We start from the raw sequence: 14550 nt of genomic DNA on the forward strand, positions 1-14550 counted from the left end.
TACTCGGTCAGACATTTCCTGCTGTAAATTGAGCAGAGCCACATCGCGATATAAAGCGTCTACGGTCGTTTTCTTGCCGATACGCTCACCTTTGTATATGAGGTTACCGTCCGTGTCCTCGTTGAGTTGATCGAGGTATATCTTATTGTTGTGGGTGTGATGGATGCCGGTGTTGGCGACGTGCTCATCAAATGACTCCCCGTCCGCCATACGCCTCCACTCACGCCACTCTTGACGGTCACTAGCCCAGTTGCGGTACATGAATACTGCGTCGCTATCAGTGCTTAAGAACGTCTGATAAGCGTAGGCGTTGTCTTGCTGATAATTTGTCGTGACTAGACCGTGCTGCGTCGGCCAACCTGCGTCGGGATTCCATGTGCGGAATGTAGTGATTCCGAGTGGGTATGAAGATGGTGCGTCTGTTGCTGAAGCGAAATCCAGTTCGAGCATGTTTACTGCTTCGCTCGTCGGATCGGGAATTCCGTCCGCAACGGTATCAATATATGTTTTCGCCTGTTCATACGCTTTAGTTGCTTTCTCTTGCGCACCTACCGTGTTTCGACAACGGCATCCAATGTATCGTAATTATCGTTAAAATATTCCCGCTTTACATGTTCGTTTCCGCTACTAAATTTGCGCAAACCTAGTCGTTCTGTATTTTGTCCGTCGGGCATTAGTTATCCCTCCATGTTTCTAATTCGTCCCACGTCAGTGTTTCCACAAAATCCCACGTTAATTTCTCTAACTCGTCCCACGTAAGATACGTAAACTCAAACTCAACCGCAAGATGCGCCGGTATAATCTCGCGCAACGCACGTTCAGTGTCCGCTAAATTTGACGGTACACCACGCGTTCCGACGAACGTAATTGTGACGGTGTAATCTGCGTAATGTTCCGTCACGTCAACGGCCCCGCCGTCGTATGATTCCGCTACCTCTTTAATGTGCGCAACAGTAGCGATACCCGCGCCACGCATACGCGCTCTGATGTTCGACCGTCGTTCCGCGTAAGTTAAGCCGTCACCATCAAGCGCAAATACACGCTCCCAATTGGCGAGACCCCATGTCGCAGTATTGACGCTAAATTGCAGCAAGAGATCACGCGTATCGTCTTGGAGACGCTCAAACATAACGGCTTCCGCGTCGATAATGGCGCGGCTTTCCCGTAGTTCACCGTAATACGACGGCATTGAGTCATACATACTTTGCGCAATGTCACGTTTATACTGCGCCATCTGTAAACGTCACCTCGCCTTTAACTGCGACTTGGTTTACGTCCACTTCGATATTACTTGCGCCGCCGTTTACGGTTAAATCCGTATAGTCAACGACACGCGGCACGCCAAGTAATATCGACGCGATTTGCGTATAACGGACGAGCGTATCTTTAAACGCCAACGTAGACAGATATTCCGTTAGCGCCGTACTAAATTCCGTGACTACTTCATCAACGTTACTGTCTCGCGCAACATGTATGGTAGCCGACACGTTAATAGGCACTTCTTCCGCCGGCTCTACGTAAACGTCTGCGTTAATCGGACGCTCCGCTTCGATATGTTCTTTTACCGCGTCGATAACGTAATCCGATGGCGCTGTTGCTTCTGTATCCAAGATAACGACTAACACCGTGCCCGCGCCGTGATAGGTCGGGTAAACGAGCGCATCGCCTACGCCCGGCACTTCAAGCGCCCACTGGCGATAGTGTGCGGCATTGCCCGACGTTACCGGCTGTCTTGCGCGCTCAAAATAGCGTTGCCGTAAAGATTCGTCGTCCTCTTCGTTACTGCCACCGACAAACTCGGAATCATTACGCACGGATACCACGTCAAATAAGTCGCCGACTAGCGCCTCAATTTCGCCCGGTCCGATATTACCGCTAAGACCACCCCGTTGCGCAGTTACAACGACTTCGGCAAAACCAGCGTCATTAAGCGTAACGTCGGCATCCGTCGTAAAGTATATCGGCGCGTCAGCACCCGCAACCACACGTGACCCCTGCGGCACTAATTGCGCTGGCTCACCGTCAAATTGTACGATACCTTTTGCGGCGACGGCTGGGCGTCGGAATACGCCGAGGTCAACTGTAAGGCGCGCAAGATGGCTACCTTCGGATGTATCCGTAAACCCTAAGCGTTCCGTGGCGTCGAGTTCGATATATGCGTTCTGCAATTCCTGCGCGGCTGGCGTCGCTAAGTCATAAGCGACCGCACCTTGCCGTTTATCGATGTCTTCCGGCATCATTTCGAACATTTGCGCAAGTAGTCTGTCCGCCGTAAATTCGTCGTATCGTCCCACTATAGCGTCACCTCCTCGTCAATAAAAAGACCGTCAACAGTGGCGACGCTGAGGTTAACGTACACCGCGTCTTGTTGACGGTTAATTTCGTTTATAGTTACGGATTCTATCCGGTCATCATATATTAATGCTTCGCGCAACATACGGGGAATTTCCGACTCTAATAACGCGTCTGTCGTGTCTGTTGCGCCCAAAAGATCATACAGCTCATTACCGTAATCTTCGTCGTAAATGGCGTAACGGTCGCGCGCCGTGCCGAGCGCTTTACGTATGTATTGGCGTATGGCGGGCTCGCCGTCGATCGGTCGGCAAATGCGTCCTTGCGCAAAGTTAAGGTGATAAGTCCGCGACGTCTGTATCGTGTCTTCGGCGGCTTCCTGTTCCGCCATGATGTCATCTAAAAATATCGGCTCGTTATCCGGTGTTAGTGGCGCCATTAGTAGCTCACCGCCCGTCCGAGTACATAAAACTTTTGCGCATTAAAATCGCAATAAACTGCCACGGTGTCGCCCGCTGTAACGTTGCGTGCTTCGTATAAAAACTGTAAGTCTTCGCGGTCTAGCTCCAAGTCGTCCGTTAACAAACGTATGACTGGTGTCGGCGGCGCCTCAATGACGCGCGCATTTTGTATCGATTGTCCTTGCGTTTGGATCGCGGCAGTCTGCATACATTGGACGATATTTTCCGCCCATCGCTCCATAAAGACGCCTCCTTAAAAGTTTATATAGTTGCGCGGATTGACCGCGTTAGATTTTGCATTATTCCACGGCCCGCCGCGGTGTATCTCAAAATGCAGATGTTGACCGGTAGACTGACCGGTGTTGCCCATTACGCCGATTTGCTGTCCTTGTGCCACGGATTGACCGGTGCTTACTCTACGACTACCGCTACGCATGTGTGCATAAAGAGTCTCGTATGTGCGCCCGTTAATCGTGTGACGCAGTATGATCGTCTCGCCGTAACCGTTCATCCAACCGCTTCTAGTTACCGTACCACCCGCAGCCGCACGTATCGGCACCTGCCCACCTTGCGCAAGTCAATGCCGTTGTGGCGCCGACCGTTACGCATGCCGAAATTAGACGACACGCGGCCGGCTGACGGGCGGATAAAGCCGTTTGAACTGCTGCCACTGCCACCCGAAATACCGCTATTACTTGGCGCTGCTGGCTCCGGTTGTCTTTCCGGTTCCGGCTCTTGCGGCGGCTCATATTCGATGCGTTCAACGTCTTGATTTCGTTGTACGGTTAGTGACATGGAGTGCGTACCGTCTCCGCCGTAATTGTGCGTATCGTCTAAGATGTAATACCACCGTGTGCGCGTGTCATGCGCGACCGTACGGCAATGCCCGTATTACTAAACGCGCCTTTAATGCCGAGTGCCGTAAACGTAAGTTCGGACGACTCCCCTCGTTGATCGCGCAATAACTGTCGGGCGAGTTCGCGTAATTCGGACGTTGTTTTCGCCTCATTGTCGCTTTCGACCGTTTGGAGGAGGCCCCACTTTTTGCGTCCGTCCGCGTCAGTAGCTTCGCCATATTTCTCGTATGTATCGTTATAAACGCGCACGCGTGTCGCGGTGTCTTCGATGCTGTGGCTGTATGAAAGCGTCTCAAGGTTACGCCCCGGATCGACAACCATCCATGTGACGTTTTTCTTTCGCTCAACTAAACTGACACGCCCCTTGTCGTTAAACAGGCGATACGTCTTGCCGGTTTTCTTCTCCGTTTCCGTGAGCGCAATAATCATAATTTCGTATAGTGACTTCCCCTGGAATATCAACTTTTTTAGGCGATGACCAGTGTCATCGATTTCACCGACCGGCACGTCAAAGTCGCGGCATAACTTACGTATAATTTGCGCGGCTGTTTGATTGCTAAATTTAGCCGACGTCTGATTGCGCTCCAAATACCAGTTGTAATCGTAAGCGCTAAAGCTAATGCCGCCCTCTTCGTCTTCCGTATAATTGACGACGACACCGCGAAAAAGCTCGTCATTGCCGTCGTAAAAACGCGCTTCGCTGCCGTTGAGGTCGCGCAATTCAAGCTGTGGGCGTCGTCCGTTGTTCGTATTAATAAACGAAACGGTTAACTGGCGCATCGCTTGGCGGGACGAGCCGCTTAACGTTGCGCCCGTCCAAAATCCCGCCAAGTCATACGTTTTGTCGACTACTTTAACTACGACGCGTGCCCGCCTAGTTGCGCGATAAAGTGTGCGCTCTTCCGTTTGTGTCGACATTACGGGATCACCAACTTTTGACCGGGCTGTATGAGATGCGGATTACCGCCGATTAACTTACGGTTGGCGGGTTGCTCGTAAATCTGACGCCACTTGTTCGCATCTTTAAGTTCATCGAGCGCAATAGCCGTCAATGTGTCGCCCCGTTTAACGGTGTACGTGCGCGGCTTCGGTTTGTCTTCCTTCGGCGGACGCTTATCTTTCGTTGCGCTATTGCCGCCCGGCGTTATTTCGCGGATTTCCTGCTCGACGAATTCTTTGAGTTCGAAATCCACGTAGACGTCGCCCGGCGAACCGAATCGTTCGAGTTCATGCGGGAAGGCGCGGATGGTAACGTGCGTATTAATGTCCGCGCTACCACCCGTAATAATGAGGCGCGCTTGCGGTGTACGTTCACGCCATTCTTCAAACTTGGCGAGCATGTCCTTCGGCTTCATAAACTGCGAATAGGCGCAATATAACGGATTGTATTCGTACGGCAGAAATGTCGAAAAACTGTACGTTTTGAGTCCGCGAAAACCTTGTACGGTGTATTCGCCCAATTGCGCCACTTGTACGTCGGTAAAATCGTAAGGCGTCGACACCTGTATAGATTCCGGCAACACCGGCAAACGGATACGGAAGTCGCCCCGCTGTAACCATATTTCGATCGGCCTATCTTTCATGAGCGCCCACACCTCCGTTTTGTACTTTCATTAGCCGGCGCGCAATAGAATCGCCGATTTTGTCAATGTCATCATCGTTACGGACGTGATAAACCGGATTGTATATGTTAACGTCGCCACCGCCGCGTCCACCTTTACGATAAGCGTCCGCTTCTTGGCGGTTAAGCACCTTTTCGCCTTTATGCAGCAAATAAGGCGCGTTGTTGTACGGTACGCGGTCTTTACCGTGGTAAGCACTCGTAGCCCTTGCGTCGCCAGCTCCGCTACCAAATCCGCTCGTAAAGTTACTGATGGCGTTGCTTCCGAATTCACGTAAAGAACTTACACCACCGACCGCCATATCGAATACCTTTTTTACGACGCCGGTTAAACCGTTAATTGCGCCAGTGATTCCGTCTTTTATACCGTTAATCATGGAGCGTCCTAATTCCTTCGCCGCGTTAATGATATTAGCGATTCCGGCGCGGATACGACCCGGTATTGACGCGATAAATTCTGCAATTTTTCCAGGTAATTGTTCAATCCATTCAATCGCGTTGTCATACGCCTCTTTAAACCACTCACGCATATCCGACGCAAATTCTTTCACGCGCTCAATCGCATTTACCGCCATCTCGACGATAAAATCACGAATTTGACCGGGTAGTGCTGCGATGGCTTCGACCGCATTTTCACGTGTCGTCGTAAACCATTCGTAAAAATCGAGCGCAAATTGTGTGAGACGTTCAACCGCCCAATCCCGCAGTTGTACCAATAATTCGAGTATTCTGCCGGGCAGTTCGGAGAAAAACGTAACAGCTGTCGTAACTGCGTAACCAAACCAGTAACCGATTGTTTCCGGCAAACCTTGTAGCCATTCGACCAAACCCGTCCATAATTCCTCGATTTTTTCGAGCGCGCCGTCTTTAAGTTCGTTAAATTTTTCGATGGCTTTATCGCGCATTTCAAGCAGCCATGTTGCCACTTTGACCGCCATTTCCTGCACCCATTCGACGACGATTTCGTAGATTTCCGCCACTTTATCGCCTAAGTCATCCCAATTGCGCACAAGCCAAACAATGGCGGCGACTAGCGCAACAATACCGAGGATGATCCAGCCGATCGGGTTCGTCAGCAGAACTTTAAATAGTCCGAGTGCGGCAACTTTTAATAGTCCGAAACCTTTGACGGCAAGCGCGATGGCTTTACCTAGTATCGGGCCGAGGAATTTTCCAATAGCGCCAAATACCTTTAGCAACGGCGGGCCAAACTTCGTGGCGAGTGCGCCAATAGTTTTACCGAGCCACATAAACGGCTTCATCAGCATCCCAATTGTTGAAAATACGAAAAGTAGGGATTTAACGAATAAACTAAAACCGACCGCTAATGGACCGATAACCGACAATAAGAGCAACGCTTTACCGATAAATTCTTGCGTTCCTTGATCGAGATTCAAAAACCATTCTACTAATTCGCTCACTACGTCACGTACGTCGCTTAATACGGATACCATTAATTCACCCGCCGGCTGTAATATCGGCGATATTTCGTAAAGCAGGTCGATTAATTCTTGACCCGCGTCTTTCAACGTGTCAAAACCGCCACTAGCGAGCATGTCTTCACCAATTGATCCAAACGCCGCTTTTACATTCGCCCATATCCCAGGCAAAGTATTCGCAAAGTCGTCCATCGCGCCTTCGAAACCGTCAAAGTGCTCGCTACCCTCTAGTAAATTATCGCCAAGTGCTTGCAATGCATCACGAACTTCGAGTTCACCTTCGGATAACATATCACGAACTGTAGCAGCATCTTCGCCAATTTCTTCGCCGATTCGTCCGAATATATCACCAGCTCCGAGTGTACCAAACATTTGCGCCACATTAAGGTCGATGGTGTCTCTTGCTAACGCCTGCCCAAATATATCGCTAATACGCCCGGCCATCGACTGGTCGCCTTGAAATGAAGCCATTTCCATCGCCACATTAGCGTACAAGGTAGCGTCTTCCTCTGTATGTCCATAACCGAGATTTTGTCCGATCATACTGGCAACATCGTTATAAAGATACGATGTACTATCGGCTAAGTCATATACATTTTGCATGATCCGCTCAAGACCTTCGCCTTCGCCCACCATTTGTTTGATTACGTTTTGCGCCTGCTCCATACCAGTGAGACGTTTTATCCCGCCAGCCAGCGCACCACCGAAGAAACCGGTAAGTGGCGCAAAAGTTTTCGTCGCTTCTTTGCCCCAACTGCCGATGTCATTCGCAGTCTTGCTGATGCCCTCCGCTGTCTTTTTAAAATTTCCAACACTTTTTGCGGCGTTATTCATACCGCCCGAAAATTCGTCGTAAAGTTTAAGCGTCGTCGCCAGTTCCATTTGCGCCACCTCCTTGATAACTGCGATTTATTTTCGCTTTTTTCGGTTTATTCTTTTTTGACTCTGCTTCTTGCCGCTCGTTCTCAGCGATATTTGAAGCTAACCAAAACGCTAGTATGCCGGACGACTTGCGATACACTTCATCGGGAGCTACGTGATGCGTCTGCACGATTGCATGTATTTGATGCGCGTGATCGTCCGACATAATTAGTTTTTTGCTTCCGCAACTTCCTCCGCTGAGGCTGCGCCGAATCCGCTTAGGTTTTTAACTTCGTTTCCAAGCTGCATAATTTCGCCCGGCAGAAAGATTGATTTGATTGCGGCTTCCCGCGAACTTACGCCTAGTTCGTCCAACGCCGCTCCAGTGATTTCCGGCTTAACTAGTCCCTCCGAAATTAGGGCAATCATAATCTTAATTTCGTTGCCCGTGTTGCCGGCAGATTTATGGTCAAACTGTGAAATAATCGACTCAAACTCGTCCATTTGCACAGCCTTGATTTCGTATTCATCACCGTTAATCGTGATTGTTTTATGTAGGTTTTTCTTACGATCTAATAGTTTTTGTAATGTTGCGTTTGTCATTTAATCGCCTCCAATAAAATTAGCGCCCCGTAAGAGGCGCAATGTGATTTACTCCAAGCCTTGAATAATGTCTACGTCTTCAAAGTTAAATTGAAATTCTCTACTAATTAGTGATCCTACCTCATAGTCAATGATAGGTAGGTTTTCGTATTGCACGCCCTTAAAGCGGTAGATTCCTTTACTTCCGTGATCCGCCGAGCCTACTTCAACGCGCAACTCTGTAATATAGTTTAAAGTCCCATCGTCCGACCCTTCTTTGATCTTCTTAATAAGCGCGTCATTAGTATGGTGGACAGTCATTGCCCCCGTACATTCAACACCAGTCGGTCTTTTCGCTTTTTTATTTGTACCTGCGCGCAACACGTCTTCATAGTCCTGTGTGCATTCAGCGTTAAACGATGTTGCCTCGTATAGCCAGCGCCCTTGATCGTCAAACACTTTGGCATTTGCGCCGTCCAAAATTAAGCCTACATCAATCGGTTGGTTCATTTATGTAACCTCCTTATATTTTCAAAATTAGCCTTGACGAGACACCGTGAGCATGACGCGCTCCATGCTGTATACGTCCGTATAATCCACAACAAAAAACGCCACATCTTTCTGCGGCGGGTTTTCTGGGTCAACGTATACGTCTGCGTCCTGGATGATATTTTCCTGTTCTAACGTTTCAAGGTAGCGCAACATCATAGTGATAGCTGTCATCCGCCCCTCTTCGGTATTATCAAGTTGAGCAACGACGTTTTCGCGAAGGATCGCTGGTAAATCGTTAAGTACCGTGTGTCTCGCGCTAACTGACCGTACAAAAGCGCCGCTAGTCGCGATACCTTTCTCGACCTTCACTTGCGCGCCGTCTTTAACAAATGTAAATGTTCCGGCTTCAAGCGCCTCAATAACTTGCGCGTTTCTAAGACGCTTTGTTACGTCGTCCGCTAATACTTGCGCAAAGGTGAGTGTTTGGTTTAACGGGTTGCCCGCGACTAAGCCTGCAACATATGGCGCGAGTTCGGACGGCGTGAGATCGTTCTCGCCGCGCACTAAGCCGGGGCCAATATTAATGACGTAATCGTCGTCAAGTTGCTCACTAAACGTATTAATTCCGTCCATATCTTCGTCAATGCCTGCGACAAACCAAACGTGCTTGCCTTCGCCCTTCCAATTATCGACGGCTAGCGCTAGTTCCTGTTGTAGCTCTTTATCCGCTACACGGTCGAGCGTCAATACATTAAATGGCTCTGTTTCCAACGCGTCAATTACCGCGTCATAATTAACTCCTGAACTGCCACCCTCTTCTCCGTCTTCTCCGCCTGATGCTTGCGGCACCGTATAAACAACGACTTGGCTGGCGCCTCCTTGAAATGCCGCGCGAATTGACGTTACATTGTCTGCGCCAAACTTATCTGCGGCTTCTGTCACCCTCTCGACCGTATAAAACTTTCCGCTGTCAACGTCGCCGCCGTAACTTAACAACGGGATAGCGACGATGCCGCGTGGGCCGCCTTGCGGCATGACTTCGGCGTTATCTCTAAAACGCTCATATACGCCCGGTCTGATCGGTAAATTGCTTGCGCTCCATGACATTAATTATCCTCCTCATTTTTTCGCACACCCGTTTCGTTAATTTTGATGTGCATCGGTAAATCGCGTGGTCTGCGCAATTCTGTCGATATAATACCGACCTTGCGATGTTCCCCGCTTCTGTTTGTGCTATGGTGCCGTATGTTGAATCTTTTAATATAAGCCGGCCACCACTTTCTAACGGCAATTGCAACCGTAAATTAGCCGCGATCATACGTCTCAGTCGCCTAAACTCGACCAATGATTCTTGACCTTTGCTCCAACCGTCTGATTCATTCGTAGGGATACCGCTAAAGTAAACAACTTCGTAATCAATCCGGTCGACGTAAAACATATGCGACTCGCCGGAAGCTGGTTGCGGACCTGTGTCACGCACGCGAATATCGCCCTCTTGTGGTTCTTTCGGTCCGTTTTCAATATAAATACGCGAAGCCGGAAAGACCTCGCGCAAGAAATGTTCTATCGCCATATAGTCGTCAACAAACGTTTCTTCTGCCATTACCAACCCTCCTCGCGCACGGCTTCTAATACGCGCTGATGTATACGATTTAGGTAACGTACGCCGTTGCGCTCTAGTGGATCAGTTAAGTATTGATTGCCGCGGATGTTATGTTGGTAATACGCATAATTAAACCCGTGTCGATAAGCGTTCGAGTCATGCGTCCTTCTAACGCGTCTTCATCTACGCGATCAACGAGTATATTCGGACGAAGGACGTTTTTATCAACTGGCGCGACTTCGCGTGACTGTCGTTGCCAATCGCGCATAGATTCGTGTAATCCTCGGACTGCGCCTCGATGTGCCGCTTCAGGCGTCCGTTGCAGCGCACGGCTTACGGCTGCATCATCAACAGTAAAACTAAAGTTTCGCGCCATTTTAGATATACACCACCGTAATAACCGACTTACCGTTAAAAAAGCGCACCGGCTCGATACGCTTCGGGTTGCCTTGCGTTTTACGTCCGAGTTCGTCTTCGTACAAAATGTGGTCGTTATACTTGATGTCCGCTAAACCTGCGAGCATAATTTCCGCGCTGTAATTCACTTCATCGCCGACAGCGTTCGTTGTCATACCGCTCTGTTCATCGACACGGCAAGGTAGCGTCCATGTTTCGCTAGTCGGTGGTGTCCCGCCCCATCCACCGTCATTTCCGCCAGTATTACGCGTAACAATTACCGTTTGCTTCATCGGTGGTCGCATTTATAACACCGTCCATTTCAGACGACTGCCGTTTGGCTTACGATGTCCAATAATGCTGTAAACACGTGTGGAATCATCTCTACAAGCGTCTCTCTCGACCAATCCTTAAAAGTCGTACTTAATCCTCGTATTGCAAAAGAAGATATACCTTGTTGCGCTAATTTGTTTGTATCGTTATGCCGAAATGCAAGCGTCGCGCTAAAGTAATATACTGCTTCGACTGGTATTTCGATTAACGGGTGCTCGTCGTCTTTGAGAACTAGCGCAAACAAATCTAATAAAGTTTCTTCGGCATTATTGAGGCACGCGACTTTAAACGGCTCTTCACCGTCAAACCAATCATCGTTATCTAACGTATTCCATCGGATATATTCGTCAGCTTCTTCAATATTCCAATTATGCTCAGCGTATGACATTGCGCCACCTCCTTCTTAATCTTCCGAAGGAGGGTCGGCTCCTTCGTCATCGTCGTCATCTTCCGGCGACTCCGGAAGTTCCGACTCAGTAACAGTCACATTCGCACTTGCCGAAACATCTTCGTATTCCGCCGTAATTTGCGCTGAGCCTGCGCCTACTGCGTCAATATTGCCGTTACTGATTTGCGCAATATCACCATTAGACGACGACCAACTTGCGGTGCTTGTTACGTCTTCTTCCGTGCCGTCAGATCTCGTAGCCGTTGCGGTGAGTTGGCGTGTCGCGCCCACTTCGAGATTGTTATTTCGCGGCGTGACAGCGATAGAATCGTATGCAGATCGTACTTGTTTCGCGGCGGAAAGACCGTCAACGACCGCTTGTACGCCGGCGTCAGACGTAGAAAAAACGCCATTGTCAAAACAATAGCGCTCGCCGTCTACGTAAAATGCTAACTCTTTATATTTCGATGTATATTTCGCCAATTAGATCAGCCCTTATTGCGCGTTTTTGATACGAGCGTGTGCGGCTTCTTGGACGAACTCAAGCGTATATTCGCCTACGATCATACCTTTGTAGTAGTCGCCTTGCTTACCGAGGAATTCGTGTGAGAATTCACGTCCTTGTAACGGGCGGATACGCATACGGTTCTTGTCGACGAATAACACTTCGCCTTTTGCAAGGTTATCGTTGATAGAAACTGGGAACTCGCCGAAATCGGTCGTAATAAAGTTGACGACTGTACGCGGGAATTTTCACCTTGATTAAGACGCACTACCTCTTTATCAAACTTAGAGATAACTCGTTTTTGCGCAGCAGGAACAATAATTTCATAGTTTCCGCCATTCTTAAATCCGCCTTTATGGTACACATCTTGAATCGAGTCACTGAGAATGTCGTGCGTTAATTGTTCCCCGTTATCTAAGTCTGTGACGTTAGATTCGATGAAATTACGTGTACCTCTCATTAAGCGCTTAGTTCCGTCTTCATATTTGACGCCGTTAATGAGCGCTTTTTCAAGTTGAAGCGCAAGCTCTAACTGTTTCTTCGCTTGTTCATAAGAATAAAGATCGTCGATACCGTAGTTTGCTACTGCCGCAGAAGTTCCAGTGATAGATACACTATCATCGAAGATTTGAGTTACGTTGTTCTTTCTAACGCGTGGCTTAAAGCGTGACTCTCTCGCGTCTGCACCCTCTTCGCCCTCGACGAACATTACTTCGATATGCGCTCCACTTGCGATGCTTTGTGCATCAGTCCCAGCGTGTCCACGTACAACAGTTAGTTTTTTATCGCCAATATTAACGCCTGTAACCAATAGAAATTCCTCGTCAATTTTTACGATTTGATTTACACGAAATGGCTCTGTATCAGTAACACCAATCTCTGTTGCGCCCGCTTCTACACCTTCTGTAGTGTCAGCGTCAAATGAGTACATCTTATCTTCAAACCAGCTTCGTTCTACGTCATTCACTGACTCACTGAAACCGAGCATAGCAAGCATTGGTGTTTGATGTGGGTTAAGCAATAGAAGCTCATCTTGGATAGATTCTCGTTTACCTACGATTTCTCTTGATAGAATAGTTTGTGGCATTATAATTCCTCCAATTAATTAGATAGTTGTCTTTTAAGTCTTGAATAAGCTGCTCTGTCTTCCGTTCTACCTGTCTCTTTCGCTTTCTGCGCCGCTTCTGCTAACAATTGTTCGCCCGATTTATCGGTTCCCTGCCCGCCATTAGACGCACCACCGCCGACCTGTTTCGGCTGCGGCGTTTCTTTCTGCGCAAGTAAATACGGCTTACTTTCCGTAAGTTGCGCAATAACTGACTCAACGCCTTTTACCACGCCGTCTTCGCCGACTTCCACCGCAGATAAATCCGCTAACTTAATAGCATCGTCTATGTATGCGATATTCGCCGTCGTTGCTTGCGTAATAAACGCGTTGTTAATGCGTTCTTGCTTAACCTGTTCTTGATACGCCGTAAGCTGTTGTGACATTGCGTCTTTCTCCGCTTGATACTTTTGCGCAAGCTCTTCCGCACGTTCCTTTTCGGACATTTCCGCGAGTCGGCGCTCTTCCGCTTCTTTTTCTAAATCGCCTAGTTTCGCTTTCATGTCGTCATAGTCGCCGTACTTTTTGCGTTCGCGTTCCAAACGTTTCGCAACAATATCGTCAAGCTCTGCTTGCGTAAACGACTTCGTTTCTTCTGCGCTTGTCTCCGTAGTTTCTGCCGACGTTTCGGTCGTTGTTTGCGCTTCTGTTTCGTCTACTTGCGTATCTTTAATTTCTTCTGCCATTTCGTACCTCCACCGTTTTTAAGTCCGTCGACTATTAATTGACCGACCTTTTTACGTCATATCGTAGGACAATAAATTAACGCCAGTCAGGATCGCTGACCGGCGTAATTGTACACGCGCAATTCGGATGGTAAAGACCCGCCGAAACTGCGTCATCTAACGTTGGATAAGAAGAATCGCCCGCTTGACCAATGCGTAATATTTGACCGCCATACTGAGCACAACGATCACACGGATCAATACCGTTAAGCACTTCGACGTATAACGCTTCGCTTTCCTCCGCTTGGTTTACCGTTGCCTCGCGGTGTGTTTCCGCCATCTTCGTTCGTACCGCCATTTCTGTATACGTACGCAAGCCCCACTGTCTGCCTGCGCGGTCAACGATAGCCATATCTGCGCTACGGTTAAGTCTGCGCATGATGTCCGCGCGTTGGCTCGTTATTGCTTCGTTACTGCGCATTGTTTCACGCGCGACTTTGCGTACTTCTTGCTTAACGTGTCGGCGCGTATTATAAGTAGCGACAAGCAAGTCTTCCGTACCACTCGCGATTTGATCGGCGACAAAAGTACGGTGTAGGCGGGAAGTACTTGCGCTACTTATAGCGTCGCGTGCTTCCGCGGTGCTTGCGTAAGTGCCTAGCGCAACTAACGCTTCCGTGCGTCCTTGTTCGTAGATACGACGCACACCCGTTTCGAGTTCGCCGACAGTGCGGCGATCAACTTCGTCTAATATTGCGCTAACTTCCGCAATCAAAATGCGCTGCTCTCTGCGCGTCATGGTGGCGTAATCAGCTTCGCGGAGTATACGCCTTACCTCGGACTCGCCAACGCCTACTATGGACGCCACACGTCCGACAAATAGATCAATCGTTTCGCGCATTAATTGCAGCCTCCATTACGTTTGTCTTTCGCTGTCCAAACGCCGATAA

Annotated in this window: 22 protein-coding genes and 1 pseudogene; all 23 read right to left on the minus strand. The window is 49.0% G+C overall.

The features are described 5' to 3' along the window. The coding region (locus JCM19037_RS06690; RefSeq protein ID WP_042399211.1) for a hypothetical protein at positions 1 to 450 on the minus strand (450 nt) is incomplete at its 3' end. Between the two features lie 98 nt (positions 451 to 548). Next, positions 549 to 674: a hypothetical protein gene (locus JCM19037_RS28305; RefSeq protein WP_255357867.1), complete on the minus strand. Its 126-nt coding sequence runs from the start codon at positions 672 to 674 to the stop codon at positions 549 to 551. Further along, positions 674 to 1234, minus strand: a complete 561-nt coding sequence (locus tag JCM19037_RS06695) for a putative phage tail protein (protein WP_042399214.1) — start codon at positions 1232 to 1234, stop codon at positions 674 to 676. Before JCM19037_RS06695 ends, JCM19037_RS28305 begins: the two co-directional genes overlap by 1 nt. After that, a complete protein-coding gene (locus JCM19037_RS06700) occupies positions 1221 to 2294 on the minus strand; it encodes a baseplate J/gp47 family protein (RefSeq protein WP_052363626.1) in 1074 nt (357 codons plus the stop codon). The genes JCM19037_RS06695 and JCM19037_RS06700 overlap by 14 nt, the downstream gene beginning before the upstream one ends. Continuing rightward, entirely contained in the window at positions 2294 to 2731 is a 438-nt protein-coding gene (locus JCM19037_RS06705; protein WP_042399217.1) for a DUF2634 domain-containing protein, read from the minus strand. Before JCM19037_RS06705 ends, JCM19037_RS06700 begins: the two co-directional genes overlap by 1 nt. Next, complete coding sequence (locus JCM19037_RS06710; RefSeq protein ID WP_042399220.1) at positions 2731 to 2994, minus strand: hypothetical protein; 264 nt, start codon at positions 2992 to 2994, stop codon at positions 2731 to 2733. Before JCM19037_RS06710 ends, JCM19037_RS06705 begins: the two co-directional genes overlap by 1 nt. 12 nt (positions 2995 to 3006) lie before the next feature. Beyond that, positions 3007 to 3312 (minus strand): M23 family metallopeptidase, encoded by a 306-nt coding sequence (locus JCM19037_RS28985; RefSeq protein ID WP_052363627.1) that lies wholly within the window; start codon positions 3310 to 3312, stop codon positions 3007 to 3009. A 274-nt stretch (positions 3313 to 3586) separates the two neighbouring features. Beyond that, a complete protein-coding gene (locus tag JCM19037_RS06720; protein WP_042399223.1) occupies positions 3587 to 4528 on the minus strand; it encodes a hypothetical protein in 942 nt (313 codons plus the stop codon). Then, positions 4528 to 5193, minus strand: a complete 666-nt coding sequence (locus JCM19037_RS06725; protein ID WP_042399224.1) for a LysM peptidoglycan-binding domain-containing protein — start codon at positions 5191 to 5193, stop codon at positions 4528 to 4530. Before JCM19037_RS06725 ends, JCM19037_RS06720 begins: the two co-directional genes overlap by 1 nt. Continuing rightward, on the minus strand, positions 5183 to 7552 hold the full coding sequence (locus JCM19037_RS06730) for a tape measure protein (protein ID WP_052363628.1): 2370 nt from the start codon (positions 7550 to 7552) through the stop codon (positions 5183 to 5185). The genes JCM19037_RS06725 and JCM19037_RS06730 overlap by 11 nt, the downstream gene beginning before the upstream one ends. Beyond that, a complete protein-coding gene (locus tag JCM19037_RS06740; protein ID WP_042399231.1) occupies positions 7530 to 7757 on the minus strand; it encodes a hypothetical protein in 228 nt (75 codons plus the stop codon). The genes JCM19037_RS06730 and JCM19037_RS06740 overlap by 23 nt, the downstream gene beginning before the upstream one ends. A 2-nt stretch (positions 7758 to 7759) precedes the next feature. Beyond that, complete coding sequence (locus JCM19037_RS06745; RefSeq protein WP_042399234.1) at positions 7760 to 8134, minus strand: hypothetical protein; 375 nt, start codon at positions 8132 to 8134, stop codon at positions 7760 to 7762. A 48-nt stretch (positions 8135 to 8182) separates the two neighbouring features. Then, positions 8183 to 8623 (minus strand): phage tail tube protein, encoded by a 441-nt coding sequence (locus JCM19037_RS06750; RefSeq protein ID WP_042399237.1) that lies wholly within the window; start codon positions 8621 to 8623, stop codon positions 8183 to 8185. Positions 8624 to 8650: 27 nt separating this feature from the next. Continuing rightward, a complete protein-coding gene (locus JCM19037_RS06755) occupies positions 8651 to 9712 on the minus strand; it encodes a phage tail sheath subtilisin-like domain-containing protein (protein ID WP_042399240.1) in 1062 nt (353 codons plus the stop codon). Next, positions 9666 to 10208: a hypothetical protein gene (locus JCM19037_RS06760; protein ID WP_042399245.1), complete on the minus strand. Its 543-nt coding sequence runs from the start codon at positions 10206 to 10208 to the stop codon at positions 9666 to 9668. Before JCM19037_RS06760 ends, JCM19037_RS06755 begins: the two co-directional genes overlap by 47 nt. An 85-nt stretch (positions 10209 to 10293) precedes the next feature. Continuing rightward, the gene (locus JCM19037_RS06765; RefSeq protein ID WP_042399248.1) at positions 10294 to 10584 is read right to left on the minus strand and encodes a hypothetical protein; all 291 of its coding nucleotides are present in this window, start codon (positions 10582 to 10584) and stop codon (positions 10294 to 10296) included. A gap of 1 nt (position 10585) precedes the next feature. Beyond that, complete coding sequence (locus JCM19037_RS06770; RefSeq protein ID WP_152548977.1) at positions 10586 to 10897, minus strand: hypothetical protein; 312 nt, start codon at positions 10895 to 10897, stop codon at positions 10586 to 10588. Positions 10898 to 10926: 29 nt separating this feature from the next. Next, the gene (locus JCM19037_RS06775; protein WP_042399253.1) at positions 10927 to 11325 is read right to left on the minus strand and encodes a hypothetical protein; all 399 of its coding nucleotides are present in this window, start codon (positions 11323 to 11325) and stop codon (positions 10927 to 10929) included. Positions 11326 to 11340: 15 nt separating this feature from the next. After that, on the minus strand, positions 11341 to 11808 hold the full coding sequence (locus JCM19037_RS22260) for an Ig-like domain-containing protein (RefSeq protein ID WP_052363629.1): 468 nt from the start codon (positions 11806 to 11808) through the stop codon (positions 11341 to 11343). A gap of 12 nt (positions 11809 to 11820) precedes the next feature. Continuing rightward, positions 11821 to 12051: a DUF5309 family protein gene (locus JCM19037_RS29200; protein ID WP_307189750.1), complete on the minus strand. Its 231-nt coding sequence runs from the start codon at positions 12049 to 12051 to the stop codon at positions 11821 to 11823. Between the two features lie 71 nt (positions 12052 to 12122). After that, positions 12123 to 12917, minus strand: a pseudogene (locus JCM19037_RS06785) (DUF5309 family protein); the annotation flags it as partial. A gap of 14 nt (positions 12918 to 12931) precedes the next feature. Continuing rightward, a complete protein-coding gene (locus JCM19037_RS06790) occupies positions 12932 to 13621 on the minus strand; it encodes a phage scaffolding protein (RefSeq protein ID WP_042399256.1) in 690 nt (229 codons plus the stop codon). 76 nt (positions 13622 to 13697) lie between these two features. After that, a complete protein-coding gene (locus tag JCM19037_RS22265; protein WP_052363630.1) occupies positions 13698 to 14501 on the minus strand; it encodes a phage minor capsid protein in 804 nt (267 codons plus the stop codon). Positions 14502 to 14550: the final 49 nt, after the last annotated feature.

Origin of the sequence: Geomicrobium sp. JCM 19037 (assembly GCF_000698105.1) — a bacterium.
GTDB lineage: Bacteria > Bacillota > Bacilli > Bacillales > Marinococcaceae > Geomicrobium_A.